Genomic DNA, 24,766 nt, shown 5'->3' with positions numbered 1-24,766 from the left:
ACAATGCCGGCATGCGCCATGGTTATGCCCGGGCGACTCCTCTGAATGATCGCGGGTTTGCAGGCTCGGCGGCGGGAGTTACGCTTGCGGCATGAAGCATTTCGTCCTCGGCATCGCCCTCACGCTCGCCACGCCCGCGCTCGCCCAGCAGACGCTGGAGCAGCGCGTCGCCGCCAAGCTCGCCGAGGCGCCGGCCGGCACGCGCTTCGGCCTGGTCGTGGCCGACGACACGGGCAGGGAGATCGTGGCGATCAATCCCGACGGCCGCTTCGTCCCGGCCTCGAACACCAAGATCTACACCACCGCCGCCGCCTTCGCGAACCTGCCCGGCATCAACCAGCCCGATGCCATCGGCGGCGTCGCAGTGCGCCTGGAGGGCGAGGACGTGGTACTGGAAGGGCACGGTGATGCCCGCCTGTCGAGCGCGGAGGACTGCACGGTCGACTGCCTCGCCACGCTCGCCGACGCGGTCGCCGCGAGGACGAAGCAGGTCCGCAACATCATCGGCGACGATACTTTCTTCCCGGACCAGCGCTGGAGCCCGGGGATGAGCTGGAACAACATCCCCAGTTCGTCGGGCACCGGCATCTCGGCGTTGACGCTCGACGACAACGAGCTGAAGCTCACCGTCTCGCCGGCCCGGGCGGGTGAGCCGGCCAGGGTGGAGCTCTGGCCTTATTTCGCCGTGACCAACGCCGCGAGGACCGTGCCCGGCGGCGAGACCCGGCTCGGCTGGGACCGCGATCCCAACGGCAAGCAGCTCCGCATCACCGGCACGATCGGCGCGGATGCCCAGCCGAAGAGCTGGAAGCTCGGCATCGACGATCCGGCCGATTATGCCGCCTGGCGCCTCAAGGCGCTGCTCGAGGCACGCGGGGTGAAGGTGAAGGGGCATGTCGAGGTGCGCCATCGCCCGGTGACGCCGCAGGACGATCCGGCCGATCCCGGCTATGCGGCGGCCCGTGCCGTCCTGCCCCGGCTTCCGGTGCCGCTCGCGGCGCTCACGCCAGCGCCGCTCGCCGAGGACCTGAAGCACATCAACAAGGTCAGCCAGAACCTGCATGCCGAGCTGGCGCTGCGCCGCGTCGGGCAGCTCCAGGGCGGCAGCGGCTCGATTCCCGAAGGCGTCGCCCGGGTCGGTAAGATGCTCGCCGCGGCGGGGGTGCCGCGCACCGCCTGGGATTTTTCCGACGGCTCGGGCATGTCGAGCTACAACCGGGTGAGCCCGCGCGGCTCGGTGCTGCTGCTGCGCTGGGTCGCCGCCCAGCCCTGGGGGGCGCAGTTCCGCGACACGCTGCCGATCGGCGGGGTGGATGGCACGCTGGCCCGCCGCTTCAAGGGCACGCCGCTGGAGGGCAGGGTCTTCGCCAAGACCGGCACGCTCAACGCCACCAACGCGCTTGCCGGCTATTTCACTGCGGTCAGCGGCAAGACCTACACCTTCGCCTTCTACGCCAACGACGTGCCGCAGGATGCGAGCGCGGCCAAGTATATGGACGACGCGCTGAACCTGGTGGCGGCGGGGAACTGACAGGCCGTCACCCCGGCGAAAGCCGGGTCTCAGGCCGAGCGCCGTTCGCTTGCCGCACGAGATCCCGGCTTTCGCCGGGATGACGTTTCCCTACTTGTTCTTCGCCGCGCCGTCCTCCGCCTGCTTCAGCACGCGCAGCACGTTGCCGCTCCAGATCTTCTCGATATCGGTGTCGGAGAAGCCCTCGCGGCGCAGTCGGGCAGTGATCTTGGGCAGGGCGGTGATGTCCTCCATGCCGCGCACGCCGCCGCCGCCGTCCCAATCGGCGCCGATGCCGACATGGTCGACGCCCATCACCGCGATGCAGTGGAGCAGGCTCTTCATGAACAGCTCGAAATCCGCGCCCTGATAGGGATTGGTCGCGTCCGCCTTGGCCTTGTCGGCGATCAGCTTGCGCTGGTCCTCGGCGGAGAGCGCCCACCAGTCGTCCTGCCGGTTCGAGATCCTGTTCCGCGCCTCGTCATGGTCGCCCTCGACCAGATAGACGCTGTTCACCTGGAGCACGCCGCCCGCCTTGGCGAGCTTGCGCATGCGCTCGTCGTCCAGGTTGCGCGGGTGGTTGAAGATCGCCCTGGGCCCCGAATGCGAGGCGATGATCGGCACCTTGGACAGCGCCAGCGCCTGGTCGAACACGTCGTCCGACGAATGGCTGACGTCGATCAGCATGCCCAGCCGGTTCATCTCGGCCACCCATTGCTTGCCGAGCGGCGACAGGCCGTTCCACTGCTTCACCTTGTCGGTGGCGCTGTCGCCGAACTGGTTGTTGCGGAAATGGATCGGGCCGGCCATCCGCACGCCCTGGTCGTAATACCATTTGAGCAGCGTCAGGTCGGTGCCCAGCGGATAGCTGTTCTCGATCGACTGGAAGACGATGCGCTTGCCCGTCTTGGCGATGCGATAGGCATCCTCGGGCGTGGTCGCGAATTCCATCTTGTCGGCATTGGCAGCGACGACGCGCTGGATCCACATCTCGCGGGTCAGCGCCGCGTTGCGCGCCTTCGCATAGCCTTCGGGCGTCAGCGGCCCCTGGCCGGTATAGATCACGAAGAAGCCGCCATCGAGCCCGCCCTGTTCCATGCGCGGCAGGTCGACCTGGCTCTTGTCGAAGTCGCGGTCGTGCCAGCGATCGAACTTCCAGCCCGGATGCTCGAACAGCTCGGGGGTATCGAGATGCGTGTCGAGCACCAGCATCTGGTCATGCGCCAGCCGGTCGGCGGGGCTGGGCGTGTCGCTATCCGGCCCGGACAGGGCGATGGCAAGGGCGAGCAGGGAAAGCATGGGACCTCCTGTTTTGTCGTTACGCTAGTGCTGGATTTCCTGGGGCGCGAAGGGCAGCTTCGGCGGCATGATCGCTCGCCTGATTCTCGCTTCTGCCGCGCCGTTCGCCATGGCGGCGCAGGACGTGCCCGCGTTGCCGCGTGCGGGTATTCTTTGTGAACTCGCGCTCAACGGCTGGTTCGAGCAGATCGCGACCCGCTGCAAGCCGGCGGCGTCTCCCGCTGTGCAGGCTGCTTTCCGGGACGGCGTCGTGCGGATCGGCCAATATGTCCGCGCACGGAGCAAGTTCAGCGAGGCGGATCTCGCCGCGTTCGTGCGCGACCAGGGCGGCGGCAAGCTGAGTGACGCCGAGCTTTGTGACAATGATGACGCGCGCGATATGCAAGTGAATTTCGGCAAATCCACGCCCGAGCAGATTCGGGCCGAGACCGACAAAGCGATCACTGGCGAGCGCAAGATCGCGATGGATCCCTGCCTCTAGCACGCGTCAAATGCTCCGATCACGGCATCCCCCGTCGCGGGGCGCAGCACGAAGATGCCGCTGTCGAAATGGCGCGTCGGATGGACGCGATTGGTGAGCAGGGTCCAGGCGAGCCCGCGGTCGAAATCGATCCACAGCCCGGTGCCGGTGAAGCCGGTGTGGCCGATCGTTTCGTCCGAACAGGCCTGCCCGCCCGACCAGCCGGCGAACTTGCGCTCCCAGCCGCAGGTGCGGTGCGAATATTGCGGGGTGCGGATCGCCGCGAGCATCGCGGCCGAGAAGCTGCCGGCCAGCACGCCGTGCGCGAAATCGAGCACGCCGGCCACGGTGCCGAACAGCCCGGCATGGCCGGTCTGCCCGCCCATCGCCGCGCAATTCTCGTCATGCACCTCGCCCTTGAGCACGCGGTTCCGCCACATGCAGCGCTCGGTCGCCACCGCCGGTCCCGGCGGCGGGCCATAGCTCAGGCCCGGGCCCAGCGGCCATTCGCCCAGGGGCGCGCCCGTCACGCGCTCGATCGCGATGCCGAGCAGCAGGAAGTTGATGTCCGAATAGACCGGCTCGGGAATGTGCTTCCATTCGCGCTGGAGCACGAAGGCGCGCAGCCGCTCGGGATCGTCGCCATAGGTGTAGATCGGCTCGACCGCGGGGAACAGCGTGCGGTGCGCCAGGCAGTCCCTGAACGTCAGCGTGCGCTCATAGGCGCCCGTCAGGTCATATTGGCGCAGGTCCGGGATCGCGCTGGTCAGCGGCGCGTCGAGGTCGATCCGCCCTTCCTCGGCCAGACGCAGGATCATCGTCGTCGTCGCCACCACCTTGGAGACCGAGGCGAGGTCGAACCAATGGTCGAGCGTCAGCGGCTCGGGCTCGGGGACGCGCGCGGCCATGCCGCTATGCGTCACCCAGCGGCGCCCGTCCGCGGCTACCACCCCCAGCGTGGCGCCGGGGATGCGTCCCGCGGCCACCGCTTCGGCGGCCGGAGCGAAGGCAGCCTCGATCATGCCGCCACCGCCTCCCCGTCGGGCCGGGGCTTCGCGCGGACGATGAACGGCACGAAGACCAGCGCCGCGACGCTCATCGTGCCCGCCATGATGAAGAAGCCGTCATAGCCGATCGCCTTCTGGAACACGCCCGAAAGGCCGGCGAGCAGCCTGGGGATCAGGAAGGCGAGGCCCGAGAGCAGCGCATATTGCGTGCCCGGGAAGCGCGGATTCACCAGCAGGGAGAGGTAGACGACGAACACCGCCCCCTCGAAGCCGTGCCCGAACTGGTCGAGCGCCATGGCGAGGTACAGGTCGAAATCGCCCGCGGTCACCTGCACGCCGAGCAGCGAGAACCAGACCGGTCCGCCCGGTGCCTGATAGGCGAGCCAGGCGAAGATCCAGTTGCTGAGCGCGGACATGATCGCGCCGATCACCAGCGCCCAGCCCATCGGAGCCTTGGCCGCCAGCCAGCCGCCCAGCGCCACGCCGAGCATGGACGAGAGCAGCGCCACCGCGCCATCGGCGACGGCGATCGCCTCGAGGCTGTAGCCCAGCGCGTTGAACAGCGGATGCGAGAGCGTGAGCGCCATCACGTCGCCCATGCGATAGACCGAGACGAACAGCAGGATCGGGATCACCACCAGCCCATAGCGCCAGGCGACGTTGAGATAGGGGGCGAGCCCGGAAGTGGTGAGCAGTCGGTGGCTCGGCGGCAGCTTCCTGATCCACGGCACCGCCGCGCCCAGCGCGACGAAGGGCAGCAGCGCGACCGCGAATACCCAATATTTGACGATGTCCGGATTATCGAGTCCGACCGATCCCAGCGCGGCGAGCAGCGCCCAGCCGACCGCGGCGGCGACCGCCAGGCTGCCGCCGAGCACCACCGCGCTGGCGAGGATGCCGGTGACGAGCGCGGTGCCGCGCCCGCCGCCATGCCCGGAATCGGGCCGCATGCAGGCGAGGATGGGGAAGGGGAGGAAGGCGGCGGCCGCGATTACCAGATAGGCGGTGGTCCAGTCGCTCTTCGCCGCGATGTAGATCGCGCCGCTGCCGGCCGCGACCATCGCGCTGCGATAGCCCCACAGGTTCGCCGCCACCATCGGGCCCTGTTCCTCCTGGGTCGGCGCCAGCTCGATGCGCCAGGCATCGGCGGCGACTTCCAGTGTGGTGGTCCAGAAGGCGAGCAGCACCGCGAACAGCGCGGTCACCTGCAGATTGGCGTCGGACGAGGTGAGCGCCATCGCCACCGTCGAGAGGAAGATGCCCAGCTGCGACAGCATGATCCAGCCGCGCCTCTTGCCCCAGAAGCGGCCGAAGCCGGGCACGTCATATTTGTCGAGCAGCGGCGCCCAGGCGAACTTGAAGGTGGGCAGCAGCGCCACCCAGGCGAAGAAGCCCACCGTCACGATGTCCACGCCATGCTTGGCCAGCCGGAGCAGCAGCACGGCGTTGAACATGTAGAAGGGCAGGCCCGCGGCGAAACCGAGCAGCAGGTACAGCGCCAGCCTGCCGAAACCCGGGCGGATCGTGGGCGCCGCGGGGGGACTCGGCGCGTCAGTCACGCGGCACCGGACGGTCGAAATGCGGCATCAAGGGCTCCCCTGGGGCTGGTTTCCCTAACGCTCGGACGCCGCGCGCATGCAGTCAATGGCCAGCCTGACAGGCTTGTGTTGCAGTCGTGTCACGTTTTCGCGCGTAATTGTCACATTTGATGCCCCGGGGTTATGGCGCGGGGAACAGAAACTATGGCGCGCCGCAACATTCTTGGTACCTAATGCCCTCTCACCGCGCGGGATATTGCGGGCTTCAGGGGGTTTTAGGAAATGATCGAAGCAACGGCGTTCAGGAAGGTTCTGGCCAGCAGCACGGCTTTCGCGGCCATGGCGATCGCGCTGCCGGCCTGGGCGCAGACCGGCAATCCGGAGACCCCGCAGGCAGCCGCTCAGCCGGCGCCCGCCGAGGAAGGCGAGATCCTCGTCACCGGCTCGCGCATCCGTCGCGACGGCTTCCAGGCCCCGACGCCGCTCACCGTGCTGACCCAGCAGGACATCCAGAACACGTCGCCGACGAACAATATCGCCGACTTCGTCAATCAGATGCCGCAGCTTGCCGGCTCGACCAAGCCGGCCAATTCGCGCCTCAACCTGTCGAACGGTTCGGCGGGCATCAACGCGCTCAACATGCGCAACCTGGGCGAGGGCCGCGTGCTGGTCCTGCTCGACGGCCGCCGCTCGGTCGGCTCGACCATCTATGGCTGGGTCGACATCAATACGATCCCGCAGGCGCTGGTCGATCGCGTCGAGGTCGTCACCGGCGGCGCCTCGTCGGCCTATGGCTCGGACGCCGTCTCGGGCGTGGTGAACTTCATCCTGAACAAGAAGCTCGAGGGCCTGAAGATCGAGGCGGATTCGGGCATCACCACCTATGGCGACGGCGGCAACTACTCGGCCAGCATCGCGGGCGGCAAATCCTTCGCCGGCGGCCGCGGCCACATCCTGCTCAGCGCCAACATCGCGCACCAGGACGGCATCTTCGAGGTCGGCGACGATCGCGAATGGAATCACACCGGCTATGTGCGCATCCAGGATCCGAACTGGACGAGCACCAGCACGACGCCGCAGTTCATCACCACCCGGCGCCAGATCGGCGCGGCGAACTCGACGCCCGGCGGCCTGATCACCGGCTCGGCCGGCGGCACCGCGAACGGGCTGCGCGGCCTGTATTTCGGCTATGGCGGGGCCGTGAACACCTTCGACTATGGCAGCTTCGCCTATCCGGCGTTCACGCGCGCGGCCGGGTCCTCGGCACCGAGCCTGGTCCAGGGCGGCTCCTGGCAAGTCAATGATTCCGGCACGCGCATCGGCCTGATGCCCAAGGACGATCGCTGGGGCGTGTTCGGCCGGCTGAGCTTCGAGGTCTCGGACGGTGTCGAGCTCTTCGCCGAAGGCTCGTACAACCGGCAGAAGGTCTTCTTCAACGCGGGCCCGAACCTGTCGACCGGCATTGCGATCAACACCACCGGCTGCACCGTCGTTCCCGTCCCCGTGACCTGCAATGCCTTCGCGCTGCAGTCGCTGGGCGCGGCGCGGCTCGCCGGCGTCACCGGCATCACGCTGGCGACCACCGCCGCCGACCTGCCGTTCCGCGCGATCGACAATGAGCGCAAGGTGCAGCGCTACGTCGTCGGTGCCGAGGGCAGCTTCGAAGCGTTCGGCCGGACCGCGCACTGGGACATCTATGCCCAATATGGCCGCTCCGACCTGCGCGAGCAACTGCGCAACATCATGAACCTGACCCGCATGGCCAACGCGACCAACGCGGCCTTCGCCCCGGCGGGCAATGCGCGCGGCTATACGACCGGCTCGATCCAGTGCCTGATCAACGTCGATGCCAACCCCGCGAACGACGATCCGAACTGCGTGCCGCTGAACCGCATGGGCGTGGGCGTCGCCAGCCAGGACGCGATCAACTATGTGCTCGGCAATCCCTATCGCGATCAGGTGATGGAGCAGTTCGTCGCCGGCACCAACTGGTCCGTCACGCCGTTCGCCACCTGGGCGGGCGATGTGAGCGTCGCGGTGGGCGGCGAAGTCCGCAAGGAGAAGATCCGCGGCAGCGTGCCGAAGGAATTCCAGCCGGTCGTGACCACCACCGGCACGACCAACGCATGGTCGGTGGGCAACTATCTGCCCTTCACCGGCGAGTACACCGTCAAGGAAGCCTATCTCGAGACGGTGGTCCCGCTGGGCTTCGGCCTGGAGTTCAACGGTGCGGTCCGGGCGACCGACTATTCCAATTCGGGCTATGTCACCACCTGGAAGCTGGGCGCGACCTGGGCGCCGATCCCGGATATCCGCTTCCGCGTGACGCGCTCGCGCGACATCCGCGCGCCCAACCTGAACGAGCTGTACCAGGCCGGCACCGCCAACAGCGACTCGGTGCGCAATCCCAAATACACCTCGGACGGCCTGAACGGTCCGGCGACCTGGGGCTATTCGGGCCTGACCACCGGCAATCCGAACCTGCTTCCTGAAATCGCCAATTCGTGGAACATCGGCGCGGTGGTCTCGCCGCGCTTCCTGCCGGGCTTCACGGCATCGGCCGATTATTTCCGCATCAATCTGGCGGGGGCGATCGACTCGATCAGCGCGCAGGAGATCGTCAACCGCTGCTCCGACGGCAATGCGGTCTATTGCGCGGCCATCACCAACGACCCGACCCGTTCGGTGCCGGGCGCACCCTATCTGCTGATCCGCAGCCAGCCGTTCAACTTCGTGCGCAAGCTGGTGCGCGGCATCGATTTCGACGCGGCCTATCGGATTCCGCTGGGCGCCGCGAGCAGCTTCACGCTGAAGGGCGTGGCGACGCGCTATATCGAGAATCTCTCCGATACCGGCATCGCGGGAAGCGTGGCGGTGAACACCGTCGGCGCGAATGGCGGCCAGGCCAGCACGCCCACCTGGATCTTCCGCGGTAGCGCGACCTATGAGACCGACACCTTCTCGGCCACCGTCACCGGCCGCGGCGTCAGCGCGGGCAAATATGTCGCCAACGGCATCGAGTGCACCAGCGGCTGCCCGGTCTCGACCACCAACTTCCCGACCTATGACAACAACCGCGTCTCGGGCCTGTTCTACGTCGACCTCAACCTGTCGCAGACCGTTCGTTTCGGCGGCAACCAGGCGCAGTTCTTCGTCAACGTCACCAACCTGTTCAATCGCTGGCCGCTGCTGGTGCCGGAAACCGGCATGGCGGCGAACACCACCTATTCGGACATGCTCGGGCGCCAGTTCCGTGCGGGCATCCGCATCAGCCTGAAGTGATCCGCATGCCGGCTCCATCCGCCGTGATGGAGCCGGCATGATCGCCGCCGCGCTCCTGCTCGCGGCGGCATCGGACCCGGTCGCCGCGGTCCGGGTAACGTTCAATGCGGGGGGAGAGATGTCGGTCAGCGCGAAAGGGCTGGCCGACATTTCCGCATCCAGGCCCGTCACCGCCGACGATCCCGTGCGGGTCGCCTCCATCTCCAAGCTGGTCGTCGCGATCGGCGTGCTGCGGCTGGTCGAGCAGGGCAGGCTCGATCTCGATGCCGATGTCTCGCGCTGGCTCGGCTGGACGCTGCGCAACCCCGCCTTTCCCGACGCGCCGATCACGCTGCGGCTGCTCCTCTCGCATCGCTCGAGCCTCACCGATCGGGTCGACTATGTCCTGCCGCTCGATGCGGACATGCGCGCAGTGCTGGCGAACCCCAAGGCCTGGGATGCCGGCCACGCCCCCGGCAGCTGGTGGGCCTATACCAATTTCAACTTCCCGGTGATCGCCGCGGTGATGGAGCGCGCCACCGGCGAGCGGTTCGACCGGCTGATGGACCGGCTGGTCCTCACCCCCATGAAGCTCGACGCCTGCTACAATTGGGCGAGCTGCCGGCCCGGGACCGCCGCCCGCGCCGTCGTCCAGTATCGCGGGCGCGTTGCCGCCAAGGACGACAATCGCGGCGCGGCGCCGGCCTGCCCGGTCACCTCGGCGCGGGACGGCGGTTGCGACCTGTCCGCCTGGCGCCCGGGCGCCAATGGCGCGATCTTCTCGCCCCAGGGCGGGCTGCGCATCTCGGCGCGCGGCCTGGCGCGGATCGGCCGCATGTTCCTGGGCGGCGGCAGGCTGGACGGCGTGCGCATCCTGCGCCCCGCCTCGGTCCGCATGCTGGAGACGCCGCTCTGGACCTGGAACGGCCATGACGGCGATGTCGGCGGCGACATCTCGGTCGCCAACCCGGTCGGCGGCGCCACTTGCAGCTATGGGCTGGCCATGATGTTCACCGCCACCGGCGCGGCGGGATGCCGCGACGATCCGTTCGGCGACGGCCGCCGGCGCTTCGGCCATTCGGGCGATGCCTATGGCCTCAAATCGGGCCTGTGGATCGATCGCGCCACCGGCACCGGCGTCGCCTATTTCGCCACCGATGTTCCGGATGTGCCGGGGAAACGATCGGCCTATACGCCGACGGAGGAATCGCTCGCCCATCCGGAGTAGCATCTTGCGCCACGACGCCAATCTGACGACCGACCGCCCCACCTTCGTCACTCATCTCGAGTGCTCGATGACCGGCGAGCGCTACGAAGCGGACCGGCTGCACGGCCTTTCGCGCGCCGGCCGGCCGCTGCTGGTGCGTTACGACCTGGCGGGCGTGAAGGCCGCGCTGCCCAGGGAAGCGCTTGCCGGCCGCCCCGCGGACCTGTGGAAATATCGCGAGCTGCTTCCCGTCCGCCGGACGGAGAATCTGGTCAGCCTGGGCGAGATCGCCACGCCGATCATCCCGCTCGACGGGCTGGCGCGCGAAGCCGGCGCGGCGCATCTCTGGGTCAAGGACGAGGGGCGCCTGCCCACCGGCTCGTTCAAGGCGCGCGGGCTGGTCATGGCGATCGCCATGGCGAAGGAACTGGGCGTCTCCACCATTGCGATGCCGACCAACGGCAATGCCGGGGCGGCGGCGGCGGCGTATGCCAGTCGGGTGGGCATCGAATCGGTGATCTTCTGCCCGGCGGACACGCCCGAAGTGAATGTGCGCGAGATCGCCGCCCAGGGCGCGCGTGTCTACCGCGTCAACGGGCTGATCGACGATTGCGGCAAGCTGGTGGGCCGGGGCGCGCAGGAGCGGGGCTGGTTCGATCTCTCGACGCTCAAGGAGCCCTATCGCATCGAAGGCAAGAAGACGATGGGCCTCGAGCTGGCGGAGCAGCTCGCCTGGGAGCTGCCCGACGTGATCTTCTACCCCACGGGCGGCGGCACCGGCCTGATCGGCATGTGGAAGGCCTTTGCCGAGATGGAGGCGCTGGGCTGGATCGGGGCGAAGCGCCCGCGGATGATCGCGGTGCAGGCCGAAGGCTGCGCGCCGATGGTCCGCGCATTCGAGGCGGGGGAGCGCCATGCGACTCGCTGGGAGGATGCGCACACGATCGCGATGGGCATCCGCGTGCCGCAGGCGGTGGGCGATTTCCTGATCCTCGACGCGGTGCGGGAAAGCGGCGGCGTCGCGATGGCGGTGAGCGACGAGAGCATCGCCCGGGCGGTCGACGATGCCGCGCGCAAGGACGGGCTGCTGCTCTGCCCCGAAGGCGGCGCGACGCTCGCGGCATGGCGCAAGGCACTGGCCGAAGGGCTGGTATCGCCCGAGGAGAAGGTGGTGCTGTTCAACTGCGCGACGGGGCTGAAATACCCGCTCGCCGATCAGTCCAGGATGCTCGACAAGGATGGACCGATCGATTTCGGTGCGCTCTAGATTGGGGTCTCTTCCCCGGCATCCCCTCCTGCGCGGGGATGCGGGGGTTGCCGGATAGTTGCGCCCCCTGGCTCGCCTGTCTTCCCGGGGAGGGTGCTACTTGACCAGGCTCCGGAACGTCACTGACCAGCGCGGCGCGTCCATCGGCGCGATGCTGTGTTCCCAGAGATGTCGCGCCTCGCCGGAGAGGTGATAGGCCCCGCGCGGTGCCAGCGGCAGCTCGACGCGGTCGAACTTCCCGTCCGGGCGCCGCCGGCGCAGCCGCAGCACCGCCGGCGCGCCAAGCGATACGCCGACGATGTGCTCGAACACCGGGCGGTCGCGATGCCAGCCGATGCCGGCGCCCGGATCGTACCGGATCGCCAGCGCCTGGACGAGCGCCGTTGCCTCCAGCCCGGCCAGCGCAGCGGCGCGAGCGCGCAGCGGCATCAGCCAGTCCGGGATCGCTTCCGTCTCGGTAAAGCTCGAATCGGTGAAGTCGTAGCGCCAGCCGAAGCTGCGCGTCAGCCGCTTGCCCTGCCATTGCCGAAAGCGGAAGGGCGCGAGCCCGGTCCCATCGATGGACCGGATCAGCTCGGCTTCTTCATCCGGCGAAAGGATATTCTTCGCCTGTTCGATGCCGGGGGGCAGGGACTCTTGGAAAAGCGCGGGAAACAAAGAGGACACCACCGGGATATGGGAAGCCGGTCTATGTTCTTCCAGCCGGAGATATCTTCATACTCGAATGGAATTCCTTTGTCTTTCCCGCAAGATAGCGGTTGCAACCGGCGTTGCGGCGCCCTAGCTGTTCGCCCCGTGAAGAACGAAATGATCGCCGTGGTCGATCGCGCCTCGTCGTTCCTGAAGGCGCTGTCGGGTCGAAGCCGTTTTCTGTTGCTGTGCCACCTTCTCGAGGGCGAGAAGTCGGTGGGCGAGCTCGCGCGCCTCACCGGCGCCCGTGATACCGCGGTGTCGCAGCAGCTCGCGCTCCTGCGCCGCGAAGGGATGGTCGCCGCGCGCCGTGACGGCCAGATGATCTTTTATTCGCTCGCCAGCGACGAGGCGCGCCACATGCTGGAAGCGATGCACAGCCTGTTCTGCCGCGCCGATGCGGCTCAGGAAACCGTTCCGGCATAGAGCCGCTCCACATCTTCCTTGCGGGCCAGCTCGGTCGCGGGGGTCATCAGCGTCGCGGCGCCCGCAGCGATGCCGTAGCGCAGCGCCTCCTCGATCGCCTTGCCCCGGGCGGAGGCCAGCGTGATCGCCGCCACCATCGAATCCCCGGCGCCGACCGTGCCCTTGGCTTCCACGGGAATCGCGGGCAGGCGCAGTTCCTTGCCCTTGCCGACGAGCAGCGCCCCGCGCTCGGCGAGCGAGATCACCACCAGTTCGGCAAAGCCGCGATCGTGCAGCGCGTGCGCCGCCGCCCTCTCGTCCGCTTCGCCGGTGATCTTGCGCCCGAGCAGGTCGGCCACCTCGCGCAGGCTCGGCTTGATCAGCCATGCCCCGGCACCTTCGCAGGCGGCCAGCGCCGGCCCGGAGGTGTCGACCACCAGCTTCGCGCCCGCGCCATGGCAGCGCTCGGCGATGCGCGTGAAGATCGCCGGGTCGCAACCCGGCGGCAGGCTGCCGCTCACCACGACATGATCCACGTCCGCCACGCCGAACAGCGCGTCGAGCAGCCTGGCCAGCTCGTCCGCGCGCAGCTCGGGGCCCGGCAGCACGAAGCGATACTGATCGCCCGGCCGGCCCTCGTCGACAGTGAAGCTCTGGCGGGTCGCGCCGGCGATCGGCACCGGCAGGATCGGCACCCGTTGCTCCTCGAGCAGCGAGACGATGGTCGCGCCCGTGGGGCCGCCGCTGGGAAACACCGCCATCGCCCGGCCGCCGAGATGCGTCACCACCCGTGCCACGTTGATCCCGCCGCCGCCGGGATCGAAGCGCGGCGCGGTGCATCGCAGCTTGTGCCCGGGGCGCACCTTCTCGGTACAGGTGGTCACGTCGAGCGCCGGGTTGAGCGTCAACGTGGCGATCGTCATCAGCGCGTCCGGTCCAGCGCGGCGCGCGCGGCGGCGACGATCAGCTCCTGCGGGCGGTTCACCCGGATGCGATGCCAGTGGATCTCGCCGACCGAGCGGCGCGACTGCTCGCGCACCACTGCCTCCGTCGCGTCCGAGGCGTCGTTCGCGCGCGCGGTCACCCGGGCGATCCGGTCGCGTTCGGGCGCTTCCAGCCAGATGCCGGTGAAGGCGGCGCGATAGCGATCGGCCAGCGCCTCGGCCACGTCGCGCTCGCCGCGGCTCATGAACACTGCGTCCAGGATCACGCTGTTGCCGCAGGCGAGGTGATCGTCGGCGGATTCGAACAGAGCCTCATAGGTCTCGTCGTCATTGTGACGTGTGTAATGCCTGGGCGGCAGCCTGGTTTCCGGGCTCACTCCGGCCAGCCGCTTGCGGAACACGTCGGAGCGCAGCACGCGGGCGCCGGGCAGGCGGCCGATCCGGCTGCCGAGCAACCGCGCCAGCGTCGACTTGCCGGTGCCCGAAAGCCCGCCGATCACCACCAGCCGTGGCCTGGCGGGGGCGAGCAGGCTGTCGGCCAGCTCGGCGTCGCCGTCCGCGCTCGCGCGCAGCGAGAGGTAGAGCGGCAGCAGCGACCAGCCGGCGGCGCCCTGCGGCGCGATATCGAGATAGCGATTGGCCAGCGTGTTTGCCTCGCCTGCCATGCCGCTGCGCATCACTTCCAGCACCGGCCCGGCGAAGTCATGGAGCAGATCCGCGGGCTCGCCCGCCACGGCGCGTACCCGCCCCGCGGCAATGCGGCGGGCGATCGCATCCTGGTGGCGGGCAAGTTCGGCGCGCTGGGCGTCGCTGGCGGCGGCGAGCGCCAGCGTCTTGCGAAAGGCGACGCCGTCGCCCTTGGGCGATGCGGCGTGGCGCGCGGCGATATGATCGGCAACGGCGCGCAGCTGATCCGTGTCGAGATCGCCGGCCAGCAGCGCCTCGAAGCTCGGTTCCTGGCTCGCGGCCACCGCCGCCATCGTTCCACCCTCTCGTTCGGATCCTTCGAATCAGCCCCTAGCACGAGTTTTCTGAACGATCTTGGACAAGATCGACCTATCTAGCGTGCCGTTGCGCCCGCAAAGGCATCGCGGATCGCCCCATGGAGCGCCTTGGGCTGATATTCGACATTATAGGGAGTCGCGCGCTGCAGCGTCCTGTCCTTGCGCGGCGTGAAGCCGTTCAGCCAGGTGAAGCGGTCGCACATTCCCCAGGCGAGCACGTCCCTGAGCTGCGGGTAGGAGAACATGATCTCGAGATATGCGGCGGCATAGTTGGCGATGATCCCGTCGCGGACCTTCGCATCGGTCGGCAGCGCCTTGTCGTTCACGTCGAATTCGGTGACGGCCAGCTTGTAGCCCATCCCCACCGCGCTATCGAGGAAGCCGCGCCAGGGCTTTTCCTGCCGGGTCACCAGCGCCCCCACCGTGGCGCCGTCCGTCAGCCCGATATGCGACTGCACGCCCAGCGTGTCGCAGGGGACGCCGCGCTTGCGGAACCCTTCGAGCAGCTTGAGCACGCCGGTGCGGTGCCCTTCATTGCCCGGCTCCCAGCTCATATAGTCATTATAGACCAGCTCCACCCCCGGCGCATGTTCGCGCGCGGTGTGATAGGCGAAGTCGAGCATGGCCTCGGTCCCGCCGAACGCCCTGGACAGCGACGAGGTGCGCAGCGCACCCGTGCCTTCCTCCACCGTCTCGTTGACCACGTCGAAGCTCACCACCCGGTTCGCATAGAGCTTGCAGAGCGTGCGGATATGCGTGCCCAGGACGCGCTCGGCTTCCCTTGCAGGCGTGGCGCCGAAATCATGGTCGTTCAGCCATTTCGGGAAATATTGCGTCTTGTGCCACAGCAGGGTGTGGCCGCGCATCGCCATGCCGTTCGCCTCGGCATAGTCGAGCATGTCGGAGAAATGATCGAGGTTGAAGGTCTTGGCATCCGGCCGGATCGCCTGCCATTTGAACTCGTTCTCGGGCACCAGGATGCCGCAGTCGCGCTTGAGCAGCTCGGCATATTTGGGATTGGCGAACGAAGCCCGGTCCGCCCCCGGCGGACTCCAGGACAGGCAGGAGCCGAAGCGCATGCCCCTGGTCCTGGCGACGGCGTTCAGCCCCTCCATCGCCTGCGCGACGGCAGGGAAGGGGAGGGCCAGCGCGGCGCCCGCGCCCAGCAACCCACGGCGTGTCAGTTCGATCATCGCAAGCCTCTCCCGCTCACCAGTTGAACAGCGTTCCGTCCTCGAGCCGCGCGACGGGGAGATAGGCGCGCCGATATTCGTATTTCGCGGCCAGTTCCTCGTCGATGTCCACGCCCAGCCCCGGCGCGTCGCCCGGATGCATCATCCCGTCCCTGAAGCCATAGGCGTGCGGGAAGACCGCGTCGGTCTTCGCGGTGTGCGGCATCAGCTCCTGGATGCCGAAATTGGGCACCGACAGGCCGAAATGCAGCGCCGCCGCCATGCACACCGGCGACAGGTCGGTCGCGCCGTGGCAGCCGGTGCGCACCTGATGGAGGTCGGCGAACGACGCGATGCGCCGCATGTGCGTGATCCCGCCGGCATGGACGATCGTCGCACGGACATAGTCGATCAGCTGCTCCTCGATCAGCTGCTTGGCGTCCCAGATCGTGTTGAAGATCTCGCCCACCGCCAGCGGCGTGGTGGTCTTCTCGCGGATCAGGCGGAAGCCGGCCTGGTTCTCTGCCGGAGTCGGGTCCTCCAGCCAGAACAGGCGATAGGGCTCCAGCTCCACGCCCAGCCGCGCCGCCTCGATCGGAGTCAGCCGGTGATGGACGTCGTGCAGCAGGTGCACGTCCCAGCCCAGCACCTCGCGCGCCTTTTCGAACAGGGGCGCCACCGAGCGGAGATATTTCTCCGTCGACCACAGGCTCTCCGTCGGCAGTGCGCCGTCCGCCGGCTCGTAGCGCTGGCCAGGCTTGGCGACGCCATAGGTGGATTTCAGCCCCGGCACGCCTGCCTGGAGGCGCACTGCCTTATAGCCCTGCTCGACATGCCGCACGGCCTCCGCGATCGTTTCCTCGATCGTCGCGCCGTTGGCATGGCCATAGACCATGCAGCCTTCACGGCTCGCTCCGCCGAGCAGCTGGTAGAGCGGCAGGCCCGCCACCTTCGCCTTGATGTCCCACAAAGCCACGTCCACCGCGGCGATCGCGCACATCGTCACCGGGCCGCGCCGCCAATAGGCGCCCTTGTAGAGATATTGCCAGATGTCCTCGATCCGGTGCGCGTCGCGCCCGATCAGGCAGGGGATGACGTGATCCTGCAGATAGCTGACCACCGCCAGCTCGCGCCCGTTGAGCGTGGCGTCGCCGATGCCGGTGGTGCCGTCCGCCGTCTCGATCCTGAGCGTCACGAAATTGCGGTCGGGGCAAGTGACGATCACGCGCGCGGATATGATCTCGGCCATGACGAGCCCTGCTTCCCCTTCCTGTCCGGCGCGTCGTCCGTCGCGCGCCTTCATGCTTGGTAGCGCTACCATTGTTGCCCTGTTACAAGCTTGTCAACGGCGGCGTATGACCGCGAACTGGTAGGAAGAGCGATGCTTCGGAAATTGCTGGCTATTTTGTCTGCGTTTTTGTGTTTTGGCCTTGCGAATCAAGGCCATGCCGAGGACGGATATGATCTCTGGCTGCGCTATCGGCCGCTCGAATCCGCCGCGGCCGAGCGCTACGCGCCGCAGATCACCACTGTCGTCGCACCTGCCGATCGCCCGACGATCGGCGCGGCGGTCGAAGAACTCCAGCGCGGGGTCAAAGGGCTGTTCGGCCACGACCTTGTTCGGCGCGAGACGGTGATGCACGATGGCGCGGTGCTGCTCACCCGCGCGGACTCGCCGCTGCTGCGGGGGCTCGACTTGCCGTTCGCCCGGCTGGGTGGGGAGGGCTATCTGCTCCGCAGCGCCACCGTGCGGGGCAAGCGCGTGACGATCATCGCCGGCAACAGCGATATCGGGGCGCTCTACGGCGTGTTCCGCTTCCTCGCCCTGGTCCAGGCCGGCCAGCCCATCGACCGGCTCGACATCGTTGACGCCCCCAAGCTCCAGGTCCGCGTCCTCAACCATTGGGACAATCTCGATCGCCATGTCGAGCGCGGCTATGCCGGCCAGTCGATCTGGGACTGGCAGAAGCTGCCGCTGCACAAGGACCCGCGCTATACCGATTATGCCCGGGCCAATGCCTCGATCGGCATCAACGGCACGGTGCTGACCAACGTCAACGCCAATGCCGACATCCTGCGGCCCGATTATCTGCAGAAGGTGAAGGCGCTGGCCGAGGTGTTCCGGCCCTATGGCATCAAGGTCTATCTCACTGCGCGCTTCTCCGCGCCGATCGAGCTGGGCGGGCTCAAGACCGCCGACCCGCTCGATCCCGCGGTCCGCGCCTGGTGGAAGGCGAAGATCGACGAGATCTACGCGGTCATCCCCGATTTCGGCGGTCTGCTGGTCAAGGCCAATTCGGAGGGCCAGCCGGGGCCGGCGGACTATCACCGCACCCATGCCGAGGGCGCCAACATGCTGGCGGACGCGCTCGCCCCGCATCACGGCATCCTGATGTGGCGCGCCTTCGTCTATGCCGCCGAGAATGTCGAGGATCGGCACAAACAGGCCTATACCGAGTTCCAGCCGCTCGACGGCAAGTTCCGCGACAATGTCCTGGTCCAGGTCAAGAACGGTGCGATCGACTTCCAGCCGCGCGAGCCCTTCCATCCGCTGTTCGGCGCGATGCCGAAGACGCCGCTGATGATGGAATTCCAGATCACCAAGGAATATCTCGGCTTCGCCACCCACCTCGCCTATCTCGGCACGATGTGGGAGGAGGTGCTCGAGGCCGATACCTTCCGCCCGGCCAGGGGCAGCACCGTGGCCAAGGTGATCGAGACGCCGGTCGATGCAGGCGCCGCCACCGGCATGGCGGGCGTTGCCAATATCGGCAGCGACCGCAACTGGTCCGGCTCGCAGTTCGACCAGGCCAACTGGTACGCCTTTGGCCGCTTCGCCTGGGACCCGGACGCGAAGGCCGAGGCGATCGCGCGCGATTGGGCGCGGATGACCTGGGGTGGCGACCCCGTGGTGACCGGCACGGTGGTCCGCATGATGATGGCCTCGCGCGAGGCGGTGGTCGACTACATGACGCCGCTCGGGCTCACGCATCAGATGGCGACCGGCCATCACTATGGCCCGGGGCCCTGGGTCTCCGATCTCAAGCGGCCCGAATGGAACCCGGTCTATTATGCGCAGGCCCGCCCCGACGGCATCGGCTTCGACCGCACCGCCAGGGGCAGCGACGCGCTCGCCCAATATGCGCCGCAGGTCGCGAGGAACTGGGGCAGCCTGGCGACGGTGCCGGAGGCGCTGCTGCTCTGGTTCCACCATGTCCCCTGGGACCATCGGATGAAGTCCGGGCGCACGCTCTGGGACGAGCTTGTGGTCCGCTACGATGCCGGGGTGGACCAGGTCCGCCGCATGCAGGCCGATTGGGCGGGGCTGCGCGGCAAGGTCGACGAGACTCGCTGGGCCGAGGTCCGCGACTTTCTGGCGATCCAGCTGGACGAGGCGATCTGGTGGCGCGACGCCTCGATAGCCTGGTTCCAGTCGATCTCGAAGCGCCCGCTGCCGGAAGGGCACAAGCCACCCGCGCACGACCTGGATTACTACAAGGCGATCACCACTCCCTATGCGCCGGGGCAGGGGAAGTAATTCTCCCTTTCCCTTTCAGGGGAGAGGGGCGGGGAGAGGGGCATAACGGGGCAGCAGGCGCTTGCCTCCCGGTCATGCCCTACTCCCGGCTTCGGCTGCGCCTCGCCACAGCATCGGGTAAACAGCGCCCCGCACTGTTTAGGTCATGCCGGGGCATGACCGGCCCGATGCTCCGCCGAAAGGGAGAGAGAGATGCGCTATGGTCTCGCCAATCCCCGCGCCAGATATTGCCTGATATACTGGCGCAGCTGCGGCGTCGGCTCGCCCAGCACGCTGCGATGCTCGGGTGCCAGGTGCGCCGCCGGGTCGCCATGTTCCTGGAACACGAAGGTGTCGAAATATTCGGACCAGGCCGCGCGCCGCTCGGGCGGCAAATGGCTGAGCGCCAGCACCGCATGGATCATCGCGTCGAAGCGCGCATCCTGATCGGGCGAATCCGGCCACCAGAAGTTCACCAGCACGTTGAACGGCGCGCGCGCCTCCACCTGATGCCACCAGAGCGCCGGGATGTAGATCGCGTCGCCCGGTTCGAGCTCCGTGGTCCGCGCCGCCGCCAGCGCCTCGCGGAAGCGCGGGAAGCGCGCGAAATCGGGGTCGGCCATGTCGACCATGCTAAGCGGCTGCCCCGCCACATTATGGTCGAGCGGGCCGATATAGAGGTTCGCCGTCTGGTCGGGCGGGAACAGGGTGAAGCGCCGGTGCCCGGCCGCGACGCAGGCGATATTGTCCGACGCGTCGAAATGGGTGCTGATGCTGGTCCGGTTGCCGATCCAGATCCGCGGCTCGGCGTCCATGCCCAGCAGGGCCGGCAGGGCATTGGCGCTGGCCAGGCCCGGCAGCGCCTGCGTCGTCTCCACTGCGCCGGCATAGACGGCGGGCGGGTCGTCCCGGTCCCGCAATTGCAGCACATAGCGCAGCAGATCGGCGAACGGCCCCTTGCGCCGCTCGAAATTATAGCCGCGCATGTCCTCGGAATAGAAGAAGCGGCCGCGGATCGCCGCCGGGCCGACGAAAGCCTCGGCAACGGCGCCGCGATCGAAGCCGAGCAGATAGTCGCGCACCGCCTCGTCCGATTGCCCGGCGGCGGCCACCAGCGGCCAATCCCGCGCCACGCCGCGCAGCACGACGGGCGCATAGTCCCGGACGAGCGCGCCCAATGTGGCGGCGTCCAGCGGCCCCTCGATCTCGCGGATCCGTGCTTCCTCCCGCCTGGGCATTTTTCGCTATCCCGGAAATGCGCTGGTCATATCCGGGTGGTTCGTGTCCCCGGCATGTCCGTGTCGTCGCACGATTTTTCGCTCAATCCGCGTCCCGCCGCCCGGCTTTCGCACCTCGGACGGGAAGGGGAGCCGCTGCTCTGCCTCGACGGGCTGATGCGCGCGCCCGCGGCCCTGGTCGACTATGCCGCGCGCGAGACCCGGTTCGCGCCCGTCCATGGCCCGCAGGGCGGCTATCCCGGCATCCGCGCGCCGGCGCCGCTCGACTATGTCGAGGCAGTCGTCCGCGCGCTCGATCCTGCGGTGCGCGAGGCATTCGGGCTGGGCGCGGTCCGCCTCGGCCGGGCCGAGTGCAATTTCTCGCTGGTCACGCTCGCGCCCGATGCGCTCGCGCCGTCGCAGCGGGTGCCGCACATCGATACGACCGATCCGCTGCAATTCGCCTTCCTGCACTATCTGTGCGGGCCCGAGCAGGGCGGCACTGCCTTTTATCGCCACCGCGCCACCGGCTATGAGGCAATCACGCCCGAGCGTGCGCCGCGCTACGAAGCCGCCCGCGCCGCCGAGCCGGTGCCGGCGCCGGGCTATATCCATGGCGATACCGGGGAATTCGAGCGGATCGGCGCGGTGGACGCCGCGTTCGACCGGCTGCTGGTCTATCGCAGCCGCCAGCTGCATTCCGGGCTCGTCGCCGGCTCCGGCTCGGCCGATCCGCGCGATGGCCGGCTCACCGCGAACATCTTCCTCACCTATCGCCCGGCCTGAAAAAATCGGCGCCGCCGGCTGGGAACCGGCAGCGCCAGGCTGGGTGTCTCGCGGGATCAGAAGTTGAAGCGCGCGATCGCGGCGAACCGGCGATCGTTCATGTACCAGCCGCGCGGCACTTCCACATATCCCTTCGGGTCGCCGATCTTCGTGATCACCGCCGTGGTGCGCGTGATCTCGTTGGTCAGGTTCGAGCCCTGGACGCCGATCTTGATCTGCGGCGTGATCGTGAAGAAGATCGATGCGTCGAGCTGGCCGGTCGCCTTGTTGATGATCGGGTCGTTCGGCACGATCACGTCGCGGATGGTCAGCACGAAGTCCGACCGCCACGAATAGCTCGCCCGCAGCGACACCGGGCCATAATCGAAGAACGGGGTGATGTTCACTTGATGCTTCGACAGGCCCTGCAGCGGCAGCAGCGACAGGTCGACGGTGGTGACGCGGCCTGCCGCCACGTCCGGATCGGTCTCCGACAATGTCGACTGGGGCACGCCCGAACTGTCGATATAGGTGTAGTTCGCCTGCAGCCCCAGGCCCTTGAGCGGCCCGGGCAGGAAGTCGAAGGTTTGCTGGTAGCCGACTTCGACGCCCTTGATCTTGCCCTTCTGCGTCGCGTTGATCGGGGTGGTGATCACCACCGGATAGGTCTGGCCGTTGTTGGTCAGGTCCACGCGGCGGGTGTTGTTGGTCACCACGCCATCGAGCACCTTGTAGAAGGCCGAGACGGTCAGCGAGCCGACCCGCGAGAAATACCATTCCGCCGTCAGGTCGAAATTGTCGGCCTTCACCGGCATCAGATAGGGGTTGCCGGCAGTGGTGACGCCCTGCAGGCGGAAGCTGCCCGGGATCAGCGTGCCGCTGGAGTCGACATTCTGGACCGCGCTCAGATTGGCCTGGAGATAGTTGCGGATATAGCCGGTCTGGGGCGGCGACACGCCCTTGAAATAGGCGGCACGGAACTGCAGGCCGCCACCCACCTCGAGCTTGAAGTTCACGCTCGGCAGCCAGTAATCATAGTCGAGCTTGACGTGGGACGGGATGAGCGCCCCGTTGACGAAGGCGCGTGCCTGGTCGCGGACCGGCTTGTCGAACGAGCAGAAGGGCGATGCCGTCTGCCCGGCCGGCGGCGGCGTGGCGCAAGTCGTATCGGTCGGCAGCGCGGTCGTGTTGCTGAACGAGATATAGCCGTCGGTATTGCGCTTGGTCTTGGTGTAGCGCACGCCGACATTGCCGGTCAGGTGCAGCCCGCCCAGATGCGTGTCGATGCGCGCCATCAGATAGGCGGCATAGTTGCGCTCGCGGATCGGGTTGATCTCGTCGGGCAGGAACGGCGTGCCGGCGATCACGCCGCAACGATCGGCCAGCGCGTTCCAGCCGGCATTGACGACGCGACCGCCGGCGCAGGTGGTCGTGCCCTGCCATTCGCGCGCGATCGCATTGGCGTAGCGCACCATCGCGTCATAGTCGCTGACGGTGTTGCCCGAATAATAGAGGCGCCCGTCGCCGCCGAGCGGATTGGTTACCTGGCCGCGGAAGAAATTGTTGAAATAATAGGGCGAGTTGGCGTTGAACGGCTGCCCGTCGGTGCGGCTGGCATTGTTGCCGTTCACCGGCATGTCCATCCAGACCGGGCCGTTATTGCCCCATTGCTCGGAGAGCACGCCCCAATTGTAGCGCGAGAAGCGCGACACCTGGTCGCGATCGGCATAGCGCACGCCGCCCTGGATCGACTTCAGGAAGCTGCCCTGGGGCAGCGCATAGTCGAGGTCGAGGCGGAAGGCGTCCGAATTGCCGTCGCTCTGCTCGATATGGTCCATCGCCGCGCGCGGGAAGCTATTGAAAGGATCGGTGAAGCTGGTGTGGCCGGCGCCGAAATAGTTCGGCATGTACTGGTTGGGATTGCCGCCGGCGCGGCAGTCATTGTCCGTGCCCTGCGCATCCTGCATGTTGGCGGCCGGGCCGCTGCAGACCTGGGGCGGCAGGAAGGCCACGGTCGGGAAATTCGAGCCGTTCAGCCGGATCGACGCATTCTGATAGGTCGAGTTCCACACCGTGTTGTCGAGCAGGTCGGTGCTCGACTTCACATGCTGATAGTCGAAGACCACGCCCAGCCGCTCGCTGGCGTTCCACTTCAGGTTGAAGCCGTAATCGTCGGTGACGAGCTTCTCCTGGTGGTCGCGCCGCTGGTTGTTCGATTGCAGGCCCAGCATCGGCACGCGCGGGATCAGGCCGCTGTTGTTCTGGCCGAGATTCTGGTCGCCGCGCCAGCCGGTGGGGCCGGTGATGGTGCCGTTCACGAACATGCCGTCGCTGTCGAAGTCGAGCGTGGTGCCCGGCACGCGGCGGGAATCGCCGTTGGACGAGACGTTGTCGGTCGCGATCTCGATCGTGCGCTCGGTCCAGGCCTGGCGCGCGTCGGAGCGCAGGAACTGGGCGACCGCCTCGATCGAGCCGTCATTGCTGCGATACTGGAGCGCCGCCGCATAGCCATAGCGCTCGCGGTTGAACTCCTGGCGGCCCATCACCGCGCCGCGCGGGAAATAGACCTGGCGCTGGACGGTCGCGCCATTGCCGTTGTCGATGACGTCGCCGTCCGAATAGAGGTTGCGGATGCGGAAGCTCGAGACCTGAAAACGATCCGACTGGCTCTTCAGCTGCGAATAGGAGAAATTGCCGAGGATGCCGATCTCGCCGATGCCGGTCTCCCAGCGGTCGCTGATCATCAGCGAGCCGGTCGGCGTCCATTCCTTCTTGTAGTCGCCGTAATTCGCCTCGAGCGAGCCGGCGATCACCAGGCCCTTCTTGTTGTCGAACGGCTTGCGGGTGCGCAAGTTGACCACGCCGGCGATGCCGCCCTCGATGCGGTCGGCCGAGGGCGATTTGAACACGTCGACGCCGCCCATCATCTCCGAAGGCACGTCGGCGAAGCTCAGCGAGCGGCCGTTATTGGCGGTGAACGCCTCGCGCCCGTTGAATTCCGAGCGGACATAGGTGAGGCCGCGCACCACCACGCCCGAGCCCTCGACCGAGAAATGGTCGGGGTCGACGCCGGCGGCGAAGCGATTGATCGACACGCCGGGAATGCGCTGCAGCGTCTCGGTCACCGAACGGTCGGGCAGGGCGCCGATGTCTTCGGCGGTCACCGAATCGACGATCACGTCGGCATTCTTCTTGAGCGACTGGGCGCTCTGCAGCGACTGGCGATAGCCCTGGACGACGATCGTGTCTTCCGTGGTCTGCGCGTCGCCCGAAGCCGGCGCCGCCTGCGTGTCCTGCGCCCAGGCCGGCGCGGCGACCGACAGGCAGGCGAGCGCGGCGGCCGAGACGCCCGCGCGCAGGGCCCCGGTGCGGAACCTGCCCGCCTTGTCGGCATGATGAATAGAATCGTGCTTTCGCATCGCGCTGTCCCCTCCCGTGTTAGCGCTACCATATATTGGCGCGTTTCTTGTTTGGGCTGAACCTAAAGTAGGAGTTATCGAAAG

At 67.6% G+C, this 24,766-nt stretch carries 18 protein-coding genes; 8 read left to right on the top strand and 10 right to left on the bottom strand.

Annotated elements, in window-relative coordinates:
* Nucleotides 1-91: 91 nt before the first annotated feature.
* Nucleotides 92-1,531 (top strand): D-alanyl-D-alanine carboxypeptidase/D-alanyl-D-alanine-endopeptidase, encoded by a 1,440-nt coding sequence (gene dacB / locus ACIQCS_RS22135; RefSeq protein WP_345847959.1) that lies wholly within the window; start codon nt 92-94, stop codon nt 1,529-1,531.
* Between the two features lie 90 nt (nt 1,532-1,621).
* Here the strand turns inward: dacB and ACIQCS_RS22130 are convergent, their stop codons facing one another.
* Nucleotides 1,622-2,809 (bottom strand): dipeptidase, encoded by a 1,188-nt coding sequence (locus ACIQCS_RS22130; RefSeq protein WP_345847957.1) that lies wholly within the window; start codon nt 2,807-2,809, stop codon nt 1,622-1,624.
* Between the two features lie 67 nt (nt 2,810-2,876).
* On the opposite strand from ACIQCS_RS22130, the gene ACIQCS_RS22125 reads away from it, so the two are divergent.
* Nucleotides 2,877-3,290, top strand: a complete 414-nt coding sequence (locus ACIQCS_RS22125; RefSeq protein WP_345847955.1) for a hypothetical protein — start codon at nt 2,877-2,879, stop codon at nt 3,288-3,290.
* Here ACIQCS_RS22125 and ACIQCS_RS22120 read toward each other — a convergent pair.
* Together ACIQCS_RS22120 and ACIQCS_RS22115 are read right to left on the bottom strand one after the other, a co-directional pair.
* Entirely contained in the window at nt 3,287-4,291 is a 1,005-nt protein-coding gene (locus tag ACIQCS_RS22120) for a serine hydrolase (RefSeq protein WP_345847954.1), read from the bottom strand. The two genes, ACIQCS_RS22125 and ACIQCS_RS22120, sit on opposite strands and share 4 nt — an antisense overlap.
* Nucleotides 4,288-5,835 carry a permease gene (locus tag ACIQCS_RS22115; protein ID WP_345847953.1) on the bottom strand — a complete coding sequence of 516 codons (1,548 nt, stop codon included), beginning with the start codon at nt 5,833-5,835 and terminating at the stop codon, nt 4,288-4,290. The genes ACIQCS_RS22120 and ACIQCS_RS22115 overlap by 4 nt, the downstream gene beginning before the upstream one ends.
* A gap of 261 nt (nt 5,836-6,096) precedes the next feature.
* Between ACIQCS_RS22115 and ACIQCS_RS22110 the strand changes: the two genes are divergently transcribed.
* From ACIQCS_RS22110 to ACIQCS_RS22100, 3 genes are read left to right on the top strand one after another with little or no spacing between them, the layout of a single operon-like run.
* Nucleotides 6,097-9,096, top strand: a complete 3,000-nt coding sequence (locus ACIQCS_RS22110; RefSeq protein WP_345847952.1) for a TonB-dependent receptor domain-containing protein — start codon at nt 6,097-6,099, stop codon at nt 9,094-9,096.
* Nucleotides 9,097-9,133: 37 nt separating this feature from the next.
* Nucleotides 9,134-10,303, top strand: a complete 1,170-nt coding sequence (locus tag ACIQCS_RS22105; RefSeq protein ID WP_345847950.1) for a serine hydrolase domain-containing protein — start codon at nt 9,134-9,136, stop codon at nt 10,301-10,303.
* Nucleotides 10,304-10,307: 4 nt separating this feature from the next.
* Nucleotides 10,308-11,549, top strand: coding sequence for a threonine synthase (locus ACIQCS_RS22100; RefSeq protein ID WP_345847947.1), 1,242 nt, complete (start codon nt 10,308-10,310; stop codon nt 11,547-11,549).
* 96 nt (nt 11,550-11,645) lie between these two features.
* Here the strand turns inward: ACIQCS_RS22100 and ACIQCS_RS22095 are convergent, their stop codons facing one another.
* Nucleotides 11,646-12,206 carry an alpha-ketoglutarate-dependent dioxygenase AlkB gene (locus ACIQCS_RS22095; protein WP_401531826.1) on the bottom strand — a complete coding sequence of 187 codons (561 nt, stop codon included), beginning with the start codon at nt 12,204-12,206 and terminating at the stop codon, nt 11,646-11,648.
* A gap of 150 nt (nt 12,207-12,356) precedes the next feature.
* Between ACIQCS_RS22095 and ACIQCS_RS22090 the strand changes: the two genes are divergently transcribed.
* Entirely contained in the window at nt 12,357-12,665 is a 309-nt protein-coding gene (locus tag ACIQCS_RS22090; protein ID WP_345847944.1) for a metalloregulator ArsR/SmtB family transcription factor, read from the top strand.
* Here the strand turns inward: ACIQCS_RS22090 and ACIQCS_RS22085 are convergent.
* The 4 genes from ACIQCS_RS22085 to manD form a co-directional block, all read right to left on the bottom strand.
* The gene (locus ACIQCS_RS22085) at nt 12,644-13,567 is read right to left on the bottom strand and encodes a 1-phosphofructokinase family hexose kinase (RefSeq protein ID WP_345847942.1); all 924 of its coding nucleotides are present in this window, start codon (nt 13,565-13,567) and stop codon (nt 12,644-12,646) included. The two genes, ACIQCS_RS22090 and ACIQCS_RS22085, sit on opposite strands and share 22 nt — an antisense overlap.
* A complete protein-coding gene (locus ACIQCS_RS22080) occupies nt 13,567-14,568 on the bottom strand; it encodes an AAA family ATPase (protein ID WP_345847941.1) in 1,002 nt (333 codons plus the stop codon). The genes ACIQCS_RS22085 and ACIQCS_RS22080 overlap by 1 nt, the downstream gene beginning before the upstream one ends.
* 80 nt (nt 14,569-14,648) lie before the next feature.
* Nucleotides 14,649-15,785, bottom strand: a complete 1,137-nt coding sequence (locus tag ACIQCS_RS22075; RefSeq protein WP_345847940.1) for an endo-1,4-beta-xylanase — start codon at nt 15,783-15,785, stop codon at nt 14,649-14,651.
* Between the two features lie 16 nt (nt 15,786-15,801).
* On the bottom strand, nt 15,802-17,013 hold the full coding sequence (gene manD / locus ACIQCS_RS22070; RefSeq protein WP_345847939.1) for a D-mannonate dehydratase ManD: 1,212 nt from the start codon (nt 17,011-17,013) through the stop codon (nt 15,802-15,804).
* Nucleotides 17,014-17,145: 132 nt separating this feature from the next.
* Here manD and ACIQCS_RS22065 point away from each other — a divergent pair, with 132 nt between their 5' ends.
* Nucleotides 17,146-19,302, top strand: a complete 2,157-nt coding sequence (locus ACIQCS_RS22065; protein WP_345847938.1) for an alpha-glucuronidase family glycosyl hydrolase — start codon at nt 17,146-17,148, stop codon at nt 19,300-19,302.
* Nucleotides 19,303-19,499: 197 nt separating this feature from the next.
* Here ACIQCS_RS22065 and ACIQCS_RS22060 read toward each other — a convergent pair whose 3' ends face one another.
* On the bottom strand, nt 19,500-20,519 hold the full coding sequence (locus ACIQCS_RS22060) for a cupin-like domain-containing protein (protein WP_345847935.1): 1,020 nt from the start codon (nt 20,517-20,519) through the stop codon (nt 19,500-19,502).
* Nucleotides 20,520-20,579: 60 nt separating this feature from the next.
* Here ACIQCS_RS22060 and ACIQCS_RS22055 point away from each other — a divergent pair, with 60 nt between their 5' ends.
* Nucleotides 20,580-21,284 (top strand): DUF6445 family protein, encoded by a 705-nt coding sequence (locus tag ACIQCS_RS22055; protein WP_401531823.1) that lies wholly within the window; start codon nt 20,580-20,582, stop codon nt 21,282-21,284.
* A gap of 56 nt (nt 21,285-21,340) precedes the next feature.
* Here the strand turns inward: ACIQCS_RS22055 and ACIQCS_RS22050 are convergent, their stop codons facing one another.
* A complete protein-coding gene (locus ACIQCS_RS22050) occupies nt 21,341-24,682 on the bottom strand; it encodes a TonB-dependent receptor (protein WP_345847931.1) in 3,342 nt (1,113 codons plus the stop codon).
* Nucleotides 24,683-24,766 lie beyond the last annotated feature (84 nt).

Origin of the sequence: Sphingomonas sp. NPDC092440 (assembly GCF_044754985.1) — a bacterium.
GTDB lineage: Bacteria > Pseudomonadota > Alphaproteobacteria > Sphingomonadales > Sphingomonadaceae > Sphingomonas.
This window is presented reverse-complemented; position numbering and strand designations above follow the sequence as displayed.

What these genes read in the sequence shown, in the direction of transcription:
- dacB (WP_345847959.1), top strand. Translation starts at nt 92, where the DNA reads ATGAAGCATTTCGTCCTCGGCATCGCCCTCACGCTCGCCACGCCCGCG.
- ACIQCS_RS22130 (WP_345847957.1), bottom strand. Translation starts at nt 2,809, where the DNA reads ATGCTTTCCCTGCTCGCCCTTGCCATCGCCCTGTCCGGGCCGGATAGC.
- ACIQCS_RS22125 (WP_345847955.1), top strand. Translation starts at nt 2,877, where the DNA reads ATGATCGCTCGCCTGATTCTCGCTTCTGCCGCGCCGTTCGCCATGGCG.
- ACIQCS_RS22120 (WP_345847954.1), bottom strand. Translation starts at nt 4,291, where the DNA reads ATGATCGAGGCTGCCTTCGCTCCGGCCGCCGAAGCGGTGGCCGCGGGA.
- ACIQCS_RS22110 (WP_345847952.1), top strand. Translation starts at nt 6,097, where the DNA reads ATGATCGAAGCAACGGCGTTCAGGAAGGTTCTGGCCAGCAGCACGGCT.
- ACIQCS_RS22105 (WP_345847950.1), top strand. Translation starts at nt 9,134, where the DNA reads ATGATCGCCGCCGCGCTCCTGCTCGCGGCGGCATCGGACCCGGTCGCC.
- ACIQCS_RS22090 (WP_345847944.1), top strand. Translation starts at nt 12,357, where the DNA reads ATGATCGCCGTGGTCGATCGCGCCTCGTCGTTCCTGAAGGCGCTGTCG.
- ACIQCS_RS22085 (WP_345847942.1), bottom strand. Translation starts at nt 13,567, where the DNA reads ATGACGATCGCCACGTTGACGCTCAACCCGGCGCTCGACGTGACCACC.
- ACIQCS_RS22080 (WP_345847941.1), bottom strand. Translation starts at nt 14,568, where the DNA reads ATGGCGGCGGTGGCCGCGAGCCAGGAACCGAGCTTCGAGGCGCTGCTG.
- ACIQCS_RS22075 (WP_345847940.1), bottom strand. Translation starts at nt 15,785, where the DNA reads ATGATCGAACTGACACGCCGTGGGTTGCTGGGCGCGGGCGCCGCGCTG.
- manD (WP_345847939.1), bottom strand. Translation starts at nt 17,013, where the DNA reads ATGGCCGAGATCATATCCGCGCGCGTGATCGTCACTTGCCCCGACCGC.
- ACIQCS_RS22065 (WP_345847938.1), top strand. Translation starts at nt 17,146, where the DNA reads ATGCTTCGGAAATTGCTGGCTATTTTGTCTGCGTTTTTGTGTTTTGGC.
- ACIQCS_RS22060 (WP_345847935.1), bottom strand. Translation starts at nt 20,519, where the DNA reads ATGCCCAGGCGGGAGGAAGCACGGATCCGCGAGATCGAGGGGCCGCTG.
- ACIQCS_RS22050 (WP_345847931.1), bottom strand. Translation starts at nt 24,682, where the DNA reads ATGCGAAAGCACGATTCTATTCATCATGCCGACAAGGCGGGCAGGTTC.